The 21,289-nt window shown below is 27.9% G+C and carries 14 protein-coding genes; 5 read left to right on the plus strand and 9 right to left on the minus strand.

The window, feature by feature from the left end:
- Window positions 1-228 precede the first annotated feature (228 nt).
- Both ACXYRN_RS02130 and ACXYRN_RS02135 read right to left on the minus strand, forming a co-directional pair.
- The gene (locus tag ACXYRN_RS02130; RefSeq protein ID WP_458607501.1) at window positions 229-1,377 is read right to left on the minus strand and encodes a DNA cytosine methyltransferase; all 1,149 of its coding nucleotides are present in this window, start codon (window positions 1,375-1,377) and stop codon (window positions 229-231) included.
- Between the two features lies 1 nt (window position 1,378).
- Window positions 1,379-2,623: a hypothetical protein gene (locus ACXYRN_RS02135; protein WP_458607502.1), complete on the minus strand. Its 1,245-nt coding sequence runs from the start codon at window positions 2,621-2,623 to the stop codon at window positions 1,379-1,381.
- Window positions 2,624-2,742: 119 nt separating this feature from the next.
- On the opposite strand from ACXYRN_RS02135, the gene ACXYRN_RS02140 reads away from it, so the two are divergent.
- From ACXYRN_RS02140 to ACXYRN_RS02160, 5 genes are all read left to right on the plus strand, one after another.
- Window positions 2,743-3,294, plus strand: a complete 552-nt coding sequence (locus ACXYRN_RS02140) for an inorganic diphosphatase (protein ID WP_458607503.1) — start codon at window positions 2,743-2,745, stop codon at window positions 3,292-3,294.
- A gap of 155 nt (window positions 3,295-3,449) precedes the next feature.
- Window positions 3,450-4,730 carry a BMP family ABC transporter substrate-binding protein gene (locus ACXYRN_RS02145; protein WP_458607504.1) on the plus strand — a complete coding sequence of 427 codons (1,281 nt, stop codon included), beginning with the start codon at window positions 3,450-3,452 and terminating at the stop codon, window positions 4,728-4,730.
- Between the two features lie 64 nt (window positions 4,731-4,794).
- On the plus strand, window positions 4,795-7,032 hold the full coding sequence (locus ACXYRN_RS02150; protein ID WP_458607505.1) for an ATP-binding cassette domain-containing protein: 2,238 nt from the start codon (window positions 4,795-4,797) through the stop codon (window positions 7,030-7,032).
- Entirely contained in the window at window positions 7,025-8,623 is a 1,599-nt protein-coding gene (locus tag ACXYRN_RS02155; RefSeq protein WP_458607506.1) for an ABC transporter permease, read from the plus strand. Before ACXYRN_RS02150 ends, ACXYRN_RS02155 begins: the two co-directional genes overlap by 8 nt.
- Entirely contained in the window at window positions 8,623-9,570 is a 948-nt protein-coding gene (locus ACXYRN_RS02160) for an ABC transporter permease (RefSeq protein ID WP_458597735.1), read from the plus strand. Before ACXYRN_RS02155 ends, ACXYRN_RS02160 begins: the two co-directional genes overlap by 1 nt.
- Before the next feature lie 122 nt (window positions 9,571-9,692).
- Here ACXYRN_RS02160 and ACXYRN_RS02165 read toward each other — a convergent pair whose 3' ends face one another.
- The 7 genes from ACXYRN_RS02165 to ACXYRN_RS02195 all read right to left on the minus strand — a co-directional run bounded on the left by ACXYRN_RS02165 (window position 9,693) and on the right by ACXYRN_RS02195 (window position 21,129).
- Window positions 9,693-15,923, minus strand: a complete 6,231-nt coding sequence (locus ACXYRN_RS02165; protein WP_458607507.1) for a glycoside hydrolase family 20 zincin-like fold domain-containing protein — start codon at window positions 15,921-15,923, stop codon at window positions 9,693-9,695.
- Window positions 15,924-16,212: 289 nt separating this feature from the next.
- The gene (rplT, locus tag ACXYRN_RS02170) at window positions 16,213-16,563 is read right to left on the minus strand and encodes a 50S ribosomal protein L20 (protein WP_458607508.1); all 351 of its coding nucleotides are present in this window, start codon (window positions 16,561-16,563) and stop codon (window positions 16,213-16,215) included.
- A 43-nt stretch (window positions 16,564-16,606) separates the two neighbouring features.
- A complete protein-coding gene (gene rpmI, locus ACXYRN_RS02175; RefSeq protein ID WP_435129700.1) occupies window positions 16,607-16,795 on the minus strand; it encodes a 50S ribosomal protein L35 in 189 nt (62 codons plus the stop codon).
- Window positions 16,776-17,402: a translation initiation factor IF-3 gene (infC, locus tag ACXYRN_RS02180; RefSeq protein ID WP_458607525.1), complete on the minus strand. Its 627-nt coding sequence runs from the start codon at window positions 17,400-17,402 to the stop codon at window positions 16,776-16,778. Before infC ends, rpmI begins: the two co-directional genes overlap by 20 nt.
- Window positions 17,403-17,701: 299 nt before the next feature.
- The gene (whiA, locus tag ACXYRN_RS02185) at window positions 17,702-18,559 is read right to left on the minus strand and encodes a DNA-binding protein WhiA (protein ID WP_458607509.1); all 858 of its coding nucleotides are present in this window, start codon (window positions 18,557-18,559) and stop codon (window positions 17,702-17,704) included.
- 37 nt (window positions 18,560-18,596) lie between these two features.
- Complete coding sequence (locus ACXYRN_RS02190; protein ID WP_458607510.1) at window positions 18,597-19,568, minus strand: ABC transporter transmembrane domain-containing protein; 972 nt, start codon at window positions 19,566-19,568, stop codon at window positions 18,597-18,599.
- Complete coding sequence (locus ACXYRN_RS02195; RefSeq protein WP_458607511.1) at window positions 19,552-21,129, minus strand: ATP-binding cassette domain-containing protein; 1,578 nt, start codon at window positions 21,127-21,129, stop codon at window positions 19,552-19,554. The genes ACXYRN_RS02190 and ACXYRN_RS02195 overlap by 17 nt, the downstream gene beginning before the upstream one ends.
- Between the last annotated feature and the right edge of the window lie 160 nt (window positions 21,130-21,289).

The following is a 21,289-nucleotide window of genomic DNA, read 5'->3' on the forward strand; positions in this document are numbered from 1 at the left end:
TTAATAAAACAAAAAGATTAACAGAATTAATTGTTAATCTTTTTGTCCTACTTTACTTTTATACTTTTTTATTCTACAAAAAAAAAAAAAAAACAAAGCAACTCAAGCATTTGAGTGCTAAATTTTGTAATTCGTTTCATATATTTTCATAAATTGCTATTTGGTGTTAAAATAGTGATTTTGTAAGTCTTATACATTTTCAAAATAATTTATGTTTTTAACATTTATTTACTGCTTTAAAAGTTTCTTAATAAGTTCTGAAACCACTGTAACATTTATGCTATTTCCTAATTGCTTATAGGCTTTTTGATCATTTTGATGTAATTTAAAATTTTCTGGAAAACTTTGTAATCTCGCACATTCTCTTGGTGTTAGTCTTCTTTTGTATTTACCTATTATCGGAATGTGAACCATCGCGACTAATGCAGGGAATACATCAGGTTTTTTGACCCTTATACCAGAAGGACGAAATTGAATGATTCCTTCTCAGATGTTGTTGATTTTATCCCCTGCTTGTCATTCAAATTTTTGATGAGTTTTCCTAAAGTGTGAAATATCTTTTGATATTCATTTATCGATAAAAGTTTTGTTTTGATTATATAGTTTTTGATTTTTTTTAATAATATCTTGTTTTCATTTCGGAAATAAAGGATCGATATTGTTGTTATTTAAATATTCAATATAAACAGGAAAACCAATAACTTTTTGATTTATATTTAAATAAAAATCATTTCAAAAATTTAGTACTTCTTCATCATATTCACTAATATGATATTTTGAATTATCAATATTTTTATCCAAAATATCATTAACAGAATTTGCATCTTTTTTTATTAAATTATGAAATGAGATATTTAAAGGAACATCTTTGTTTTTTGGGTCATATTTACCTAGTATATAGACACGTTCGCGAATTTGCGGTATGCCAAATTGGTGTGGGCTTAGTATGAGAGGATTTTTAGTTAATCTATAACCTAATTTATATAGATTTTCTTGAATAATTTTTCATGTCCTACCACCATCGTGACTAATAAGATTACGAACATTTTCTAATAAGATGTATTTTGTTTTAGTATGTTTTAAAATTCTTTCGATTTGGAAAAACAAGGTCCCTCTTGTATCGTTTAAACCTTCTTGTTTACCTGCTTTTGAGAAAGCCTGACAAGGAAATCCAGCGAATAAAATATCGTGTTGTGGAATCGAATCCACTTTTATATTAACTACATCTAAATTTGAATCAAGATGGTAATTATCATAATAAGCAGCAACACATTCTTTATCTATTTCAGATGCAAGAACACAAATTGAATCCTTATCAACAATTTTCATCGCTTGATGAAAACCACCGATACCAGCAAACAAATCGACAAATTTCATTTTATTTCCTTTCTACATCAAATGAATATATAATAAAGTTATCTATAGCATTTTTATTGATTGAATATTTAGGTTTTCTTAAACTACCATCAGGTTGTTTACCTTGTTTAAATAAGTTGAACACATATTTGATATTTATCTTATTTACTTCTAGAATATACATCTTCTTAAACTTTATAGAATGTTTCATTCTGTTGATATAACTTAATGAAGAAATATCTTGTTGTTCGGAGATAAAATCATCAATTTGTTTGATATTTCTATGTTGTTTTAAATTGTTTCAAAACCGAGTAGTTTGATAATTTGTGTTACTATCTTTATCTTTTAATGAACTATGTTCATAAATTAGGTATCATAATTTATTGTGTTTTATTAAAGCATCATTGATGTGTTCTATATCATTTCCAATAATTTGTATGTTATTTTCATCGCTTGATTTTAAATCACCATAAAAATCATCATTTTTAAAATATAAATCAAAATCCAAAAATTCTTTTTTATTTATGTTTTCTGAATTAGTATATACAATATTATATATCTTATTATCTTTAATGAATTTTTCAAACAAATATTCTAAATATCAACCACTTCATTCTGCTTGAAATGTGTTTTTAAAGTTTGCACAAAACATCTGTTTATATGCATCAATGCCTTTAATTTGTATATTTCATTTTAAAGAAAGATTAAATAAATTTATTTGATTTATTAATGATGGATTATTATTTATTCGCTTGTTCAAATAATCATTAATTTTATCACTTCTGATTACAGTTATTTTATTGTTATTTTTATCATATTTTTCAAATATTCCAAACATTAATCCCTGACTTAAATCATTTATATATACATGCGCAGATGAATTATTCATTTTCTTGTTTATATAAGTTTGTGTATCAAAGGAAACGAACATAATGTTTGTATTATATTTGTATATACCAAGAATAAAGGTATTTTTGTTCGTATTTATCACATCTTTATACCAAGATTTTAGTTGAATTCTCTTTTTATAAATAGGATGTTGTCCATTACCACCTAAATAAGTTATATTAGCAATAAGAAGAAAAATGTCTGTGTTATTTAAACTGGAATATTTGAAAAATTTAGCATTTTTATTACATTTTTCTATCTTTATTTTGTTATCTAGCAAATTATTTAGGAGTTGAAATTTTTCATCATAACTTAATATTTGATCCAAATCAATACAAACAGAATTATCAATATTTAATTGTTCACTTTTTAGATTCATCATTCTCCAATAAGTTGATTAAATTATACTTTTATATTAACATTTCAATGCATTTTTGTAAATATTAAAAAGATAAAATAGGATATAAAGTATTTAAAGGTTTTATATATAATATAAATATGAAAAATATAATTAATGTAAAAATAGAGATTCAAAAGAACTCTCCCATAAAATATGAATATAATCGAAAAACCAAGCAACTAGAAGTTGATCGAATTTTACGTGGTGATTTTGTTTATCCATGCAATTATGGATTTGTTCCAGATGCACTAGATTGAGATGGAGATGAATTAGATGTATTATTATATTCACCTGAGACATTTATTCCTGGTGTTTCGTTGAAAGCTCGCATTATTGGAGCGATGAAAATGATTGATGATGGAGAAACTGATACAAAACTAATTGCTGTACATGCTGATGATTATCGTTTAGATAACATTAAAACCTTAAAAGATTTACCAGCACCTTTTTTAGATACTGTAAAAACCTTCTTTTCAACATATAAAAACTGAAAAAGACCTAATATTACTGAGATTTCTGGATTTGAAGATGTTGATTGAGCATTATCAGAATACCAAGAATGCATTGAGTTAATGCAAAAATATGGACAAATGGATAAAAAAGAATTTATCAAAAAGATGCAAAAAGAACATCCTGATAAATATAAATAAATAAGTTTATTCACTTATTTAATATAAAAATGATTTTATTTTCATAATTTTGCAATTTTGAAACAAGAAATTTGTTTATATCATAGTTAAATACAATTAAAAACTAAAAAATTCTATAAAATTTATACATATATAAATAGGAGATTTAAAATAATATGACAAAAAAATTTAAGAAATTTTTAATCGGGTTTGGAACACCGATTGCTGCTACAACTGCATTGATTGCAGCATCATGCGGAACAAAGACTCAAACATCAAATCCAAGTAATTACATTAATCCAAATGAACGTGTTGCTACAATTACTAAAGATAACACATTTACATTACCAGATAGTATGGTAGGAACTAAAATATATGTTATTACTGACACAGGACATGTAACTGATAAATCATTTAACCAATCACAATGAGAAGCGGCATTAACCATTTTAGATCAAACAAGAAAAGATGGAAAAAATCAACTTGAAGTAAAATCAGTTGAACCAGGAGAAGGTAAATATGACGATTCATATAGAGTTGCTTTATCATCGGGAGCAAAAATTTGAGTTCTTTCAGGATTTACCCATATTGATCACATTAAAAACTTTATTCAACAAAATAATGCTGCATTAAAACAAAAAGGAGTAAAAATATTTAATGTGGATTTTGCATTAAATCCAACTGAACTTAATTACCCTGATATTTATAATATTAACTTTAATGTAAACGAAGCATCATGGATGGCTGGTTATGCATTAGCTAAATATGTTGCAGAAAACGAAACTGATAAAAAACTTTCATCATTTGGTGGTGGAGCATTTCATGGTGTAACAGATTATATTACTGGATATCTAAAAGGTATTTTAGAATGAAACAAAGAAAACCCAAGCAAGAAAGTTACTCATGAAGCAGTTAGATTAGATTCAGGGTTCCAACCTGGACCACAAATGGACCCAGTTATAACATCTGCATTAGCTTCTAACCCAGTATTAATTTACCCAGTAGCTGGACCTGCCACCAAAGCAACATTAGATAAACTTAATCAAAATAACCAATCCACATATATTGTAGGAGTGGATGTTGACCAAGGTAAATCACTTTCTGCACCTGATAGATTCTTAACATCAGTGCTTAAAAATATGGCTCAGGCTGTTTATGATTCAATTTTGGAAAAAGCATTTGGTGACACTAAAAAACCTGTATTCGGGGATAAAAACAGTGTAAAAGGTGACTTCGCTGAAGGTTGAGTTGGTTTAGCTCCATCTTCATTAAAAGATACAGCAAAAAGAGAAAAAATGAATGAAGCTATAACAGCAGCAGAAACCAAATTTAATTCATTAACAGCAGATCAAAAAGCATTTATCGATTCAAATAAAGCAACTACTGATGGAACAGCATATACAGATGATCAATTAGCTAATTTAATAAATGCACTTGTTGAAGAAGTAAACAAATAATTAGTTTTATCAAAACACATCATAATTGATGTGTTTTCTATCATTATGTCATTAAAGGAGTAAAATGGAAAAACATGCAATAGAATTTATTGATATTTGCAAATCCTTTGGTGAAATAAAAGCAAATCAAAATATTTCATTTAAAGTTAAAAAAGGTACGATTCATGCCTTAATAGGAGAAAACGGTGCCGGAAAAAGTACTTTAATGTCTATTTTATTTGGACTTTATGAACCCGATAAAGGAATAATTAAAGTTAATGATAAAGAAGTTTCAATAGATGGACCAAATGAAGCAAATCGTCTTGGAATCGGTATGGTGCATCAACACTTTAAATTAGTAGATGTTTATACAAATCTAGAAAACATCGTTTTAGGTAGTGAAGATAATAACAAACACACCCGAATCATTGATTTTAAACCCGCAATAAAGAAAATAAAAGCAATTCAAGAATCATTTAATTTATACTTTGATTTAAACAAAGTAACTGGAACTGAAACAGTTGCTACTCAACAAAAAGTTGAAATTATGAAGATGCTTTATCGTGATTCAGATATTTTAATTTTTGATGAACCAACTGCTGTTTTAACAGACCAAGAAATTCAAGGGTTGTTAGAAACATTTAAACTATTTCGTAGTCAAGGAAAGACAATTCTATTTATTTCACATAAATTAGGTGAAATAAAGGAAGTTTCTGATAATGCTACCGTGCTGCGTTTAGGAAAAGTAACTGGAGACTTTACTGTTAAAGATGTGTCAATAGAAGAAATGGCTTCAAGAATGGTGGGAGGAGATGTTGAGATCACCAGAAATGAATATTCTGATACCACTAAAAATCCTGTTGTATTAAGCATTCAAAATGTTTCAACCCAAGGAGATAAGCCCCTTAAAAATGTTTCTTTAGATGTTAAATCTGGTGAAATACTAGCGATTGCTGGAGTTGAAGGAAACGGACAATTAGATTTAGAATATGTTGTTAGTGGAATGAAAAAACCGATTTCAGGTGATATTTTACTAGCACAAACTCAGTTATCACAAAAACGTGTTAAAGAGATAGCAAAGGCAAATAAATTTAAAAACATCGGATTGTTTGTTTTAAGTTTATTAATGCTAATAGTTGGAATTATATTAATAGCAGTACCAAAGCAAGTATCAGAGCAATTTACATTTAGAATTTTAGGTGGCATATTCATTTTTGGGTTTGTATTATTATTAGGAATATTTTTTAAATTAATACTTGGAATTCAAATTAAACATGTAATAAATAAATTCCGTTTAAATGGGTTAAATAAAATGAAACTACCATTTCAAAAACTAGCAACCTGATCTTTTTCAAGTATGATAATAATGTTTCTTTTCACCTTAATTTTTGCAGGATTGTTATTTAAATACAACACTGTGGCATTAATTGTTTTATTAATGATATCGATTATTTGCTTTGTTGCATTCGGATTAATTGTTTTACATTCATTTTGATATTCAACAATTTATGGAAAGTTTAAAAACAAAAAACACGAACTTTTAAGTGCTCATCTTATAGGATTATTATCGTTAATAGCATTGATTGATTTTGTTTTCTCATTAATCATTAGAAGTTCAACTTTATTAGTATTTCAAAGTTTAGTAATCGTTTTTAGTAGTATCTTTTTAATCGGTTTGCTTATATATATGTTTTTTGTATTTAAACAAAACCAGGCTAAATTTATGATTAAAAAAGACACTACTGAAAATATTTCACTTACTGATTATGGAGTAAAAAACATATCACGTTTAGGTGTTACATTTATACCAAGTGACAGACATAAACACGGACTTGTTTTAGATTATAACATCAAAAATAATACAATATTAAGACGTTTATGAGATAGTGAATATGTGAGATTTGGTATCTTAAGAGATATGAAGATTAAAAAAGAAAACAACCTAATTACAACTAAATATGATGTGCGTGGGACAAGAGGTGGTCTGTCACAAGCAAGACAATTATCTGGTGGAAACCAACAAAAATTTATTGTTGGTCGCGAAATGAATACCCCACATGATTTTATTTTAATTGTGCAACCTACCCGCGGTTTAGATGTTGGAGCTATTAAAAACATTCATGAACAAATTTTATTAGAAAAGAAAAACGGAAAGGCAATCTTATTAATTTCATATGAACTTGATGAAGTCCTTGCTCTTGCTGATAAAATTGCTGTAATTAACAGTGGAGAAATATTGGCAGTTAAACAAGCACAAGATTTAACCAGAACCGAAATTGGTATATATATGGCACATAAAAAAGAAGGAGGTGTAAATGCATAAATATGCAGATAGTAAATTTGCTTCATTTATGGAATCAACCCGACGATTCTTTATGTTTGAAGAAAAGAAGAACACTCGAACAAAAATTTATTCATCCTTATGAGCTATATTTTTTGGTTTACTAATTGCTTCAGTCTTCTATATGATTTTAGGGAGATCTGGTCAAAATGGTCGGCAAACAGGACTTTTCACATTTATAACATATGTATTTACTTTTGCATTTGATTCATTAAACCAAAAATATTTATTGCTTTATTTAATTTTCTTCGGTTTTGCCGGAATAGGTGTTTCCATCGGATTTAAGTCAGGATTGTTCAATATTGGTGCTGCAAACCAGATGACAACACCAGCAATTATCTTTTTTGCTGTATTGATTCTTTCAAGAACACCCGTTAATAAAATAAGTGTTTCATACCTTGTGATAATGCTATTTATCTTTGTTATAGTTGCATTTATTATGGGTGCTTTATCAGGACTTTTAAAAGCATATTTAAATGTACATGAAGTAATTTCAACCATCTTTTTTAATTGAATAATTGCATACTTGGCACAATATTTATTTAAAAAGGATAACGGTGCATTTGGAACAGGGTTAGAACCTTGATTTGATCAAATCCAAGGAACAACACAAATATTTATTAGTGAAACAGTTACATATAACTTTATTTATGCAGGACTAGTTTTATTAGGTTTTTTTGCAGTTTTAATCTGATATATTTATGCAAAAACATCAATAGGTTATAAAATCAAAATGGTTGGTTTAAATAAAACCAATGCAAAATATGTAGGTATAAATGAAAAAATGCTGACTGTAATGGTGATGGGATTGTCGGGAGCATTCATAGGATTTGCGGGATTTTATTACATAGTCTTACAACGTAATTCCTTAGAAGCATCAAATTCCCCAATAGTCATCGGATTTGATTCGATTGCTATCGCCTTGATTGCTTTAAATTCCCCAATAGGAGTCATTTTATCTGCATTTTTATACTCACTGCTATATACATCAGAAACTTTCTTTCAAGCTATTCCACAAGGAAGCGAAGCAATTCGAGAAGAATTCTTTATGCTAATTTATGGAATTATTATCTTCATCGCTTCGCTGTCACTAATCTTTTATAAATTTAAACCGTTTCGGTGATTGTTTAAACAAAGTTATCTGATTACGAATAAAGAGTACTGGAAAGAATTTAAAAAATACTATCAACAAAAATTTAGTGTTTTTGTTCCGAATCGCTTTAAATTAGTAAACAAATGATTTGAAGGTCAAAAACTCAAACGAGCTTTTGCTAAAACCGAAAAAGACTACCAAAATAATGTAGCCCAAAGGATTATTGCTTCAAAAGACTTTAGCAACGAACAACTGATGCAGATGTATGATGAGTTATCGAAAATTAAATTTCAGCATAATGCCCAAAAAGAAGTTGCTGGATTAAATATTTATCGAGACTTACTTGGAAAACATAAAAATGAAGTAAAAATGTTAAAAAATAATTTCAAACATTTTCAAGAGGAACTGTTTTTAGCATTTATTAAGAAAATAAAAGATAAATACTTTAAGACCTTTAAAATCAAAAAGGAGGTTGCATAATGGAAATTATTATTAGTCATGGTGCATTCTTTCTTTGTATCTTGTTATTAGGAACAATTTCTGGTATTTTCTCCGAACGTGCAGGGATAGTTAATATTGCAATTAATGGATTTATGGTGTTCGGCGCTTCTGTATATGCTGTTTATAGCACAATATTTACTGAAGTAATTAAAACCAACAATGTTTGAACTAATATCCCTTTAGTATTTCTTTCTTCAATTACAACTTTGTTGCTCTCGTTCCTATTCGGGTTTGCTGTTATAAAGTTAAAAGCAGACCAAACCGTTGTAGGATTTGCAATTAATATACTTGCTGGTGGAATTGGTGCTTTAATTGTGTATCTGCTTGCTTCAAAAGTATATGCAGGACAATATGTAGAGTTTAAAAACCGTTTTGAACTTGCATTAGATACCAATGAAAACAAGTATGGGAATATACTTTCGCTAAAGGTTGTTTTAACCGTTGTAATCACATTTTTAGCCTGATTTGCATTGCGTAAAACCAAATGAGGACTTAGATTTAGAGCGATTGGAGAAAATCCACAGGCAGCAGATGTAGCCGGAATTAATGTTAATCGCATGAAATGACAAGGGTTAATGATTGTAGGGTTAATTTCAGGTGTTGCTGGTTCAATCTTTATTCAATCGAGTCGACTCACCGAGTTTTCACTGACTAAGGATGTTTCTGGTTTTGGTTTCATCGCATTAGCAATTATGATAACTTCAAGATGAAAGGTATCAATTTCAATTATAGTATCGCTATTCTTCTCAATTCTGCTTTCCATTTCATTTTATGGAGCGATCTCATTCGGGGAAGGATTCCGTCGTTATAAAGACTTGTTCCAAATCTTACCTTATATTGTAACTTTAATAGTCTTAGTTGCTACAAGTCGCAATACATATGGACCTGCCGCAGCAGGAATCCCGTATGATAAATCAAAACGATAAACAAAACAAAAAGAGCATCTGCTCTTCTAAAACACAATTTAAAAAGCTACACAATAACTTAATTTTTATAGTGTAGCTTTTTATATTGCATTTAGGCATCGCAGATGCGATGTTTTTAAAAATTATTGATTTGATTTTTTCTTCTTGTTTTTAAATCAAGTATATCCAAAGGTTGCTATACCGAGAACAAATGCTAATACAGCGATTACAATACCAGCAATTGCTCCACCAGTTGGTCCAGTAGATTTTTCAACAGTTTTTGATGTTTGTGCATTTTTATTATCTTGTGGATTTTGGTCTTTTGGTTTGTTTTCAGAAGTAGGTGGAGTGGTTGTTGATCCACTATTGCCTCCTTCTTGTGGTTTTGAACCTTCGGTATTTGAAGGGTTATTAGTGCTTCCGCCTTGCTCTGGTTTTTGAGTATCATTATCACCATTTTCTGGTGTACTTGGCTGAGCAGGTAAGGTTGGTTTTGGACTTAATAGTTGTAATACCTTTGATTTAAAGTTTGCTAATTCATTTTCGGTTTTAGCTTCCTTAACTTCTTGCTCTAAGTCTGCTTTGAGTTTTTCGTTTGTTAGTTTATCTAATAAACGTTTGATGCTATTAGATAAAACTTCTTTATTTTTCTTGCTTTGTTGCACTTTATCATTAATTGCATTAATGATTTTAGCTAATGCAGCAGTATCTTTTGCTTTTGCAAGTTGATCTTTAAATTCTTGTTGAACTTCTGAATCTAGGTCTTCGGTTAATTCGATAGCTTGTTTTTTAGCAGTTTCAAGTTTTGTTGGTGAAATTGCTAACATACTTTGTGCATCTTGAATTTGTTTTACATATTTTTGGATATCTGATGCAGTTAACATCGATGGATCGTGATTGATTGTTTTAATTTGATTGATTGCATCAAGATATGCTTGGTATGAATCATCGGTATAGATTTCATCAGTATTAGCAAGCTGTGTTAATAAATTATCTAATGAAGCAACTAATTCATCTTTTTGAGTTTGTGCATCCTCATTAGCACGATTCATTCGATCTAAAGCTTTTTGTAAATCTTCTAACTTAGCATCTTTGTTGTTTAAAGTTGCTTGTCATTGATCGATTTGTTTTTGTAATTGTTGTGATTGTTGTGGGAATTTTAGAGCGTTTTCAGCAATAAATGTTTTTGCTTTAGTAATTGCATCTGCTAGCTTTGTATATGTAGTTCCTAAATCATTTGGTTTTAGTTCTTCAACTTTGGTAGCAACTTGAGCATTAAGTTTAACAAAATCATCGATAGTAGCAGTTCCATCCTTGATTTTTGCTTCAAGTGCTTTTTTAGTTTCTTGTAGTTGTGCATAAGTTTGTGGATCATAGTGATTTGCATTCAGATTATCAAGTTCTTTGAGATTAAATTCAGCTACTTGTTGGTTATATGTAGAATATTTTAATCCTTGTTTAGCTGCATCCAGCTGCGATTTTAATTCATTAAAATCATCATTTGAATATTTTGATGGATTAGCAGCCATTTGTTTCACTTGATCTAATAAGAATTGATATTTAGCATAGTTGGCATCTTGAATGTATGATTGATTAGAATATGCAGTGTTGATGATGTTATTTAAGGTTGCAACATTCGCTGTCAAAACTGCTGGTGTTCCTGCTTTAGCGGCATCAACAGCAACTTTAAGTTGATGAAGTGAACGATCAGTTAATGCAACATTTTCAGCAGCCATCGCATCAATTGATGTCTTTATTTTATCAAAACGAGTTTTAGAATCTTGAGTTCAATCATTATATCCAGTTGGAGCGGTTGCTAAAGATTCTTTTAGGGTTGCTAAGGTTGGTTTATTTGTTTGATCTCCACTGTCTTGAGTTTCTCGTGGAGATGGAGAAATTTCATAAATTAAAGGTTTTTTATCTGTTCAATTAATTTGGAATCCTACTAGTTTTTTAGTATTATCTGAGTTTTTAAGTGAAAAACTCAGCGCTTCAAGGTTTAAGGTTCCTAATTTAGTAATTTCTTCTTTATTGGTAGTTGTATTATATCAGATTGCATTAAATGTTGCATCTTGTGCGCTACCATCAGAAAAGACATTAACATCTTTATCATTATATGTTTGTGGATTGATATAGAATTTTAAATTTCCATTATTTTGAGCAGGTGTTCAGTATGTATAATAATCACCATCTACAAAGTATTTAGGTGAATTAATCTTTAAAGTAGGTTCATAATTAGTGCCTGAAAATCTTGCATCAGAATGTGGTACATTATCTCATTTATCATTAATTACAATTTCATTAATTGTTACACCACGATTTTTATTATGTGATGTTCCTTGTAATAAGTCATTTATATCTTTGGTAAATACAATTTTTACATATCTAATATTTTTGTTATTTAATGCAGCAATCTTGCTATCATCTGCTTCAAAATAGGTAAAGTTGTTGCGTTGAGGATCAACTTTAACCATATAATTTAATCTCTGATCTGATAGAGTGTTATCAAAAAGATATTGAAAATCTTTAACTGCTGCTAAGGTGGTTGGTCCTGTTACAGTGGTAGATGAATCAGATGTAGCTTGTTTGTTCCCTGAATAAAATATTTCATGTCAGCTATTTGTTTCGTTGCTATTTGTTTCTGAAACATATATCTTAAAGAATCGTGGATAATCAGATGTGTTGGGATCTACATAAAGTTTAAGGGATTGAAGTGTAGTAGGCTTACCTAAATCATATAAAATATAATCATTTGCTTTTGGTCATCCTTTAAAATTATCAGATGTAGTATAATCCCCGTCTAATGCAGAATCTGAATAACGAGTATCATTACCTCAACCATTAATAATTTGCACATTTGAACCAAGCAATGTACCAAATGATTTAGGTTTTTGAACACTTACATCTAAATTTGAAAAAGAAGGTGTTTGATTTGTTGCTCTTTTAACACGGATATAACGAGCAAACTTATTAGTATCATCAAGTGTTCCTGTATATTGTGTTCATTCAATTCCGTTTCTTGATGTTTCTAAAACAACTTTGTTATCTGGTGTAGCATTTCCGTTAAACTTAATATTAGTAAGTTCATACATTCTTAATAAGTCTAATCCAACATATTTGTCATCATTTAAAGTAATTTGTGTTATTTGAGTTTGTGAAGATGATGCAGTTGTAGAATTAGGGGTTGCTACAAACAAGTTAAATTCATTATTATTTAACTTCGTGGTAAATAAATTAGTTTTATTTGAATCATCTTTATCAGTATATAAAAACTGATTTGAAGGCCCGAAAAGATGTAATGAAACAAGATTTCAAGTTCCTCTTAGTGATGTATCTGTTGATCTAATTCTAAAAAATTGAGCACGAGCTTGACCACGGATAATTTGATATGCACCACTATGGATGTTACCAAATAATTTTCAAGTACCTGCTGTAGAAGCATCATTATTAGAAGTGCTCGATGCATGTGAATCTCAATATTCTACTACCCCTGAATTTAATTTACTATTACCTTGTTCAATGACTACTGATGTAACTTCTGATTCATTTGTTAATTTAAATTGGATGTATTTGTTATTAGCAAAGTTATTTATATTAGTAGATAAATCAAAGATTGATTTTTGAACATTGGTTATATTTTCAGAATTAAAAGTTTGTTTATTCGATGAATCAGCACTGATATAATTATCATTATCTTCTGAAATTGGTAAATTATCTGAAATTTTCCCGATTCTAGGTGCAGAATCAGTATTTACAACAAATTCATAAATTCTAAACCAAGCATTTCTCTGGGTGTTTGCAGGTTCTGTATCTACAATTCTAATTGCAGATATATTATCTTTATTTACACTAATATTTCATTTATTATTATCGGTAGTGGTAGTTAATGCTCCAGCATTTAATGTGTAATCGTTACTAGTTGAACCACTTGATTGCTGATTTTGTGTATTTGCATCTTTTTGCAAATCGTTTCAATCACTTTGTCCATAAAGTTGATATTGTACTTTAAAGGATTTAAAGTATTCATTGCCATTATTATTATTAGAACCAAATTTTACTTGTAAATCTTTAGCATGAATTGGTTTTTTAAATGAAACACCAAATCAATCCCCTGTTTTGATTTTATTTTCCCCCCTACCATTATTTTTATAAACTAGTTGTCTTTGATTTCCTAAGATAAAAATATCTGAAAGTGAAGCATTAGATGGATCTGACATTGAAGTAATGACACTAGGTTGGTTATCACTATCATCATCACCTACTGGTTGAACTTTATCAAGATATTTTGAAACTATATCTTGTAGATATGATTGCAGATTTTTCATTACATCTGCACCCACATTTAAGTTTTTAATAATCACTTGCCCATATTTTGGATCACCATATTTGTAAGTTGCAAAATTTTGTAAATAAGTTTGACCGATGTTGTATAAATTAACTACCCGATCTAAAACTGGAGCAACTTTTTGGTTTTCTAAATAAGCTAGCACATAATATTTATATGCTGAAAACATATCTTTAACTGCAGATAAGTAGTTATCTTTGATGTTTGCTAAAAATAATGAATTATCCTTGTTATCTTGTAGTAACTGAATTTCAGAAATAATATTTTCTAATTGTTCTAAATATGCATTCGCTTCAGTAGAATGATTACCTGTATATAAATCTAATTTTGAAAAATTAGTAGCTGCCTCTTTTAAAGGATCATCACCAAACACATTAATTTGTCCAGCATACTCAACTGATAAATATTTAGCAACATGTCGCAAAGCAATTGATGCTGGAGTATCAAGGAGTGTATTTGATGCAACCACTTTAAACGAATCGTAGTATAACTTTTTCTTTGCTTCATTTCGTGAATTTGAGTGTGTAGGTAAGATTTTTCAAGAGATGTTAGCTAAATCATAATATGAAAACAAAGAAAATTGTGGATGGATATTAACATCAGTTAATACCAATCCACTAAATTTATCTGGATTGATATTGTCACTGTTATTATTAGATAACTTAATTAAATCTTCTGCTCCACGAGTTAATATGGTATTTTGTAGTCAAGAATTATCTGCTAAATCAACTGAAAAAGTTTTGTGAAACACAGGTTTGATATTATATGAAGCAGATGAATATCTATCAACTGTAAAAGCATCAATATATCTTTTTGATGCATCATTAATTAAAAATGGAATTACTTCGTGTGGTAAATTAGCATAATAAGGTAGATATCCTGTATTTAACGATGTGTGATTATTATCAGTAAAATCAGAACCACCTTGACCATATTTACCTTCAAATAAAATTTGAGTGCTTAAATCTGGATAGGTTGTTTGTAGTTGTTTTAATCAAGTCACTAAATCATTAAATAACTGCGATACTTTTGTAGAATCTTCACCTGGTGATAATATTCCGATATGACGAACTCCACCATCTTTGATAACTTGTAATAATTTTTCTTTAAGTAATCCTAAATCTTTTTGATATTCAGCATCAGTATATGTTTGTGAAGAATTTTTAGCATTAAAATCACCTAGTGCATCTAATGTATAAACAAAGTGAACGTGACTTTGTTTTGATGCTTCGGTGATATCTTTGAGATCTTTTAGTTCATCTGCTGTGTATAACACACTTCAACCAGGTTTGCTATCAATTTGATTGCGATTTGATTTATTTTCTCCTAAGATTTTTTGATCTGGGTTTCAGATGTAGGTATTAAGTTTATAAAACGATGCAAAATTCATTAAGTTAATAATATCTTGCTTACTTTGAGTTGGAGCATATGAATATAATTTTCACGAATCCATCATTCCACGCATTTTAATATCAGCATAGTCATTAATGGTAAAGTCTTCTATTTTATATCCATCAAGTTGTTGAAAGATATGTCACAAAGTAGTAGCACCAAAATAAGCAGCATCAGAATCTTTAGCTAAAAGTTCAATATAGTTATCTTGTGTTTTAATTACATATGAATCGTTTTTAGCAAAATTAGAAGCATTAAAATCATTTGATGAATCAATTTTTTTAATTTGATCATCAACTAAGGTGTCACTATCACCTTGTATTCCTACGAGAATATTAGTTTTCCCTTCTACTATATTTCTTGATTCTGAAGATGTAATATTTCTAAATGCTAATGCAGCCTTTAGACGATTTTTAGTTGCTTGATCAATATTAGATTCATAAACTAAATTAACATCTCTAGAAATCAAGGATGTTTTATTTAAATAAGTAATAGATTGAACTTCTGGTGCAATATTATAGTGTCTTGCAGAAGTTGTATCTTGATTTTGTGCTGTAGTAGTTGTTGCTGAAACAGCAACAACACCAATTGATGATGCACCTAAAATCAAATGTTTTAATTTTTTATATTGTTTCATATAATATATTATAAATTAAAACCAAAAAAAAAAAAAAAAAAACGGTTTTTAAAGCAGTAAAGTAGGATATTGGGAGATACCATGCCTACATCCTACATTAAATGAGTTTTTAGGGTTAATGATTTTGTAAGTTTAAAATTATTTTTGCTTTTGTTAAGTTAATATTGTAAATTTATCATCGAAAAATAATTTGTGGTTATACAAAAAAAACTACACAATAACCTAATTTTTATAGTGTAGCTTTTAGATTGCATTTTGACTCAAATGAGCATCTGCTCTTTTGTGCTTTCTAAACTTCCTTAGATAATTTAACAAGCATAGAAAAAGTTTTTGGTTCGTTGATTGCTAATTCTGAAAGCATCTTACGGTTGATTGTAACATTTGCTTTTTTAAGTCCGTTAATAAATCTTGAGTAACTAAGTCCTTCTGCTCTGGTTGCTGCATTAATACGTGCAATTCATAGTTTACGGAAATTTCTCTTTACTTGTTTACGGTCTCTAAATGCATATGTTCATGATTTTATAACTGCTTGTTTTGCAACTTTATAACCGATTGATTTATGTCCAAAGTAACCTTTAGCTAATTTTATTCATTTTTTACGTCTTGCTCTTGTAACTGTTCCACCTTTAACTCTTGCCATATTTATTTTCCTTTCTTAGTTAATAAAATATCAAGCTGAAAGATTAAATCAATGATTTAAATCTTTTAAGGTCGCTTCTGTGCATAAGAGTTGATTTACGGGCTTGACGTTTTTGTTTGGTAGTTTTGTTTTGTGCTAAATGTGAACGGAAGGCTTGTTCTCTCATAACCTTACCTGTTCCGGTAACTTTAATACGTTTTTTTAATGCACTTTTAGTTTTCATCTTTGGCATTTGTTTCTCCTTCTATAGAACCTTGATGCTGAGCATTTAGGTTCTGTTCTTTTAAGTATTTAGCGATTTTTGTTTTATTTGGTTGGAGATTCATGTCTAAGAAACGTTCATTTACAAGTTTTGGTTCGGTTGTCTTATCAGAGATATCTTCGACCTTAGATAAAAACTTTCATAATATATTTTCACCTAAGTCTTTTCTACCTAATTCGCGTCCTCTAAGTTTTACAGAAACCTTAATACGATCACCTTTAAAAAGAAACTCGCGAGCTTTTTTTGCTTTGGTAGTTAAATCGTTTTCACCAATCATAGGAGTCAAACGGATTTCACGATTTTGAATGGTTGTTTGTTTTTCTTTAATAACCTTTTGTTTCTTTTTACGATCATATTTAAATTTTCCGTAATCTAAAATTCGAGCGATAGGTTTAGGTTCCACACTGATTAAAACTAAATCCATTTTCTCGTTTCTTGCTAATTCAATAGCTTCAGAAGTATATTTAACACCTAATTTCTCACCACCACTTCCGATTAAGAAAACTTTTGGAAATGGAATGTCTTTGTTAACATAATGTTCTGAAGTAGGTTTTTTTCTTTTGTCGTGTATGATAATGTCTCCTTATAAAAAAGTTTGATTCGCTCTCCTACTTTAAAAGTATCAGAAGTTTGATACATTTAATTGTAGCTAAACCCAAGGCTATGACCATCAGGTGAGATTTCATCTACTTTCTGCAATTAAATAAATTTATTGCTTCTATATTTTATCATATTTGTATTTTTGTGTAGTGATAACAAAAGAAATTAATATATTTTTTTAACTGGTATTAAGTATTAAAATTTATAATATCTTAATTTTCCGAAAAAGCATATATCTAAATTACAAAAATATAAAAAATTTATTATATTTTTCTCTTATTTCTGACTTTCTTTTGCGACTTTATCTAACTTTCTAAATCAATGACTAATTCCACTTTTTGATATATAAATATTGTGATGTTCTTCTAGGGTATTTTTTATATCAGTTAATGAAATCCATGGATTTTCCATTCTTATTCTAAATGCTATAAGTTGATTTTCATCAAAAAGGTTCATTAAATTATTATTATATATATAGCAAATGTTATCGAATTGTTTTTTTGCACTATCTGTAACTTTCTTTAAATTTGAAAAATCAATATTATTCAGCCGATTTGAAAAATTTTCCATATCGCGATTTATCTTAATGTTTTGTAAAGAAAATCAAGATTTTTTAGCACTTATTGCAGATAAAAAATCAAGTAAATTATCAAGTTTTTTAGTATAAGCAATAAATTTTGAATTTCTTTCTAGTATGTTAAATTCAAATTCGTATTTATTAAGTTTATCAATTATGGTTTTTATATGTTCTGAATAATTTGTCTTTAATTCTAGGTGATATGAAGTAGAGTTTTTATCTGAAATACTTCCTCCACCAACAAAAACACCAGCAAAAAAGAAAGAAGGTTGCTGGTTCATTTCATTTTCAAAATTTATTTGAAAATCTTTTTTGTTAATTTTTATTTTATTTTGTTTAGGGGTAAATTTCAAACCTTTTTTTTCAAATTTTTTAACAAGTTTTTCAAAAATATATTCATTTCTTATATTTAAAACAAATTCGGTTTCGGACATAATCGCATTAGAAAAAATAAAGCCATTTAAAAAAGCAACAAATTCATTATCTTTTTTAATTAGATTTATTATTTCTTTTTTTACTTCACGTGAAAAAGAGTTTTTTATCTTTATGTGTTCCATTATTAAATTTTACAAAATTAAATTGATTTTTATTGATTTAAAAACTTAAATTCTTAGAATCTCCGTGGTGAAAGTTATAAACAGTAAATTCGTGTTTATATGTTGTTAAGACTTTTATGTTATTTGCTAATAAAGGTAATTGATTTTTAGATAATTCAATAACTTTTTTAAATATATAAATTGAACCAATCGATGTAAGAGGATTTTGATTTAAATATAACGTTCCTAGAATCACCAAACCTAAGAAAGAACCAAATTCTAGGACAATTTTAATAAAACTATCATTTATAGAATTTATAAAATTATATTTATAGTTCGCTTGATAATATTTATAAATTTCTTGTTGCATAAATTCCTTGATAAGATGTTCTTTATTTGCAAAATAAAGAACTGGATATCTTTTCATATAGTAGGATAATTTATTTATAAGTTGCTTAAAAGCGACATTGTTCTCTTTTGAATTTTTTTTAAGTTTTTTAGCAAATATAAGATAGATTATCGAGCAAAAACTTAAAACTACCAAGAGTAAGACTAAAGCAATTCAGTTTGTAATAGCAAAAAATATTATGATAGCTAAATAAGTAAATAAAATAGAAATCGATTGTGATAAAGGGATAAAAGTATGAATATCAATAGTTTTTGATTGATCGATTATTTCTTTAAAAATATCTTGTACACAGTAAGTTTGTTTTACTTCGATACTTGCATCTTTAAATTGTGAAAAAAGGTTGCTGGTAATTGATTTGGATATATATAAAACAAATTTATTGTTTATTTTTTGATAGTAATATTTACCGATTAAAGAAATAAAATAAGCTAAGCATACAACAGATAATAAAATAACAAAATTCAATATCTTATGATTTTTAATTACTTCAAATCTTTTTAATAAAGCATCAATTGCATATCCTTCTAAAAAAGTAATAGCAATAGCGAATAAAGATATGAATATAGATAAAAGAGTAAAAAATATAAATATTGATTTAATATCCTTAAATACTTTCTTCATATTCCTCCGTTTGATTATCAAGATTTAAAATAAAATCATAGTGATTTAGATTTTTGATACTACCCGTTGAATGGATGATGATAATATTTTTTGTTTTAAGATAACTAAAAATCTTATTTAAATAATTCATTTCAACATTTGAAAAAGCATCATCTAAGATAATAATAGAATTATCTTCACAAAGTCCTCTAGCAAGGTGTATTCGCTGTTTTTGACTACGATTTAGCGATTGCTCTGATATTTGCATATCAATATCTAAGTTTTTTAGTTCTACAATATCTAAAACCACTTTAACCTTAGTTACCTGATTTTCTTCTCATAGTGTAATGTTATTATAAAGACTATCATCAAAAAGCTTATAATGGGAAGTTATATAACTAATACTTTTAAGAAATTGAGCTGTATTTATATTATTTATATTTTTATCATCAAAACTTATTTGTCCATTATATGTATTTATTTGTTTTAAAAGTATGTTGATAAATGAGTTTCTAGTATTTTTATCATTTGCTATTATTGCATAGGATTTACCTTTGATAAATTCATAATTTATATTATTTAAGATTGTGTGATTATTATTTTGATAAGTTAAGTTGTTAATACTTATAGAACCGAAAGTAATTTTAGAAAAATCGTGATGTACATCTTTAAATTCAAAATTAAATTTTTTATAAAAACTTTTATATTCATTTAATTTTGAATTTAATTTAATTAAATTATGAATATTTGATGAAAAAGCGATAAAGAAACTCGGTAGTACAAAAATAATAGCAACTGGTTGATGTTGGTTTATTATAAAAAAACCTGTAATAAAAACTAAAAAGAGTCCTATAATAAAGGTAAACCCATTGTTAATTGTTTCAATGATATTAATCTTGGAATGATCTTTATCTATTCTGATAATTCACTTTTTCAAAATCTCATCTATATACTTAATGATGTGACTATCATCCCCTAAGTAGTAAAAAAGTCTAAAACCGTTAAAAGTAGTTTGTAGATAGTTTAAAAATCTTGCTTCTTTTTGTTTATTTGTGTGCTTATGTTTATTAATTATTAGATTCAAAAAGGAAGGGAAAATAAGTAGTAATATAAGTGCACCTATACCGATTAGAGCAAGTTTATAACTTAAGACAATTAATACAAATAATGTTCCAATATTAACTATGAATGATGTTGCTGCATCTAAAGAAGTTTTTAAAACAATACTTCGAAATTCTGGGATTCTATGTTTAATTCAATTGATATTTTCTTGTGATTTTGAACTTGAAAGCTCTATATTTGGCACACTAAGGATTTTGTCTACAATATTATTCGTTACTAATTTTGAAATATCATTATCTAACTTATTTCTAAGAAAAACATTGATAATACTACTTATTAAAAATATAGATATTAAAGATATATCTGCATATAAATCTGTATAAAATTGTTGGTTTTGTTCTTGTAGTAGACTTATCAGTTCAGTAGTAAAATATACCAATAAAAAAGTAGATGTAGTTGAAAAGAAAGTGAATAGTAAGATAAGTATTATTAACAATTTCCTAGATAATATTTTTGTCATCAAATCCTTTCATATATATTAAATAATCATATCTTATTATTAGATTTTTATAAAAATAGTATTAAAAAAGGACAAAATATTGAAATAATTAATATTCAGAAGCACACAGATTAACGAAAGCAAAATTAAAGAATTTGATAAAATAAATATAAGGAGAAAA

This window comes from Mycoplasma sp. 4423 (genome assembly GCF_054353855.1).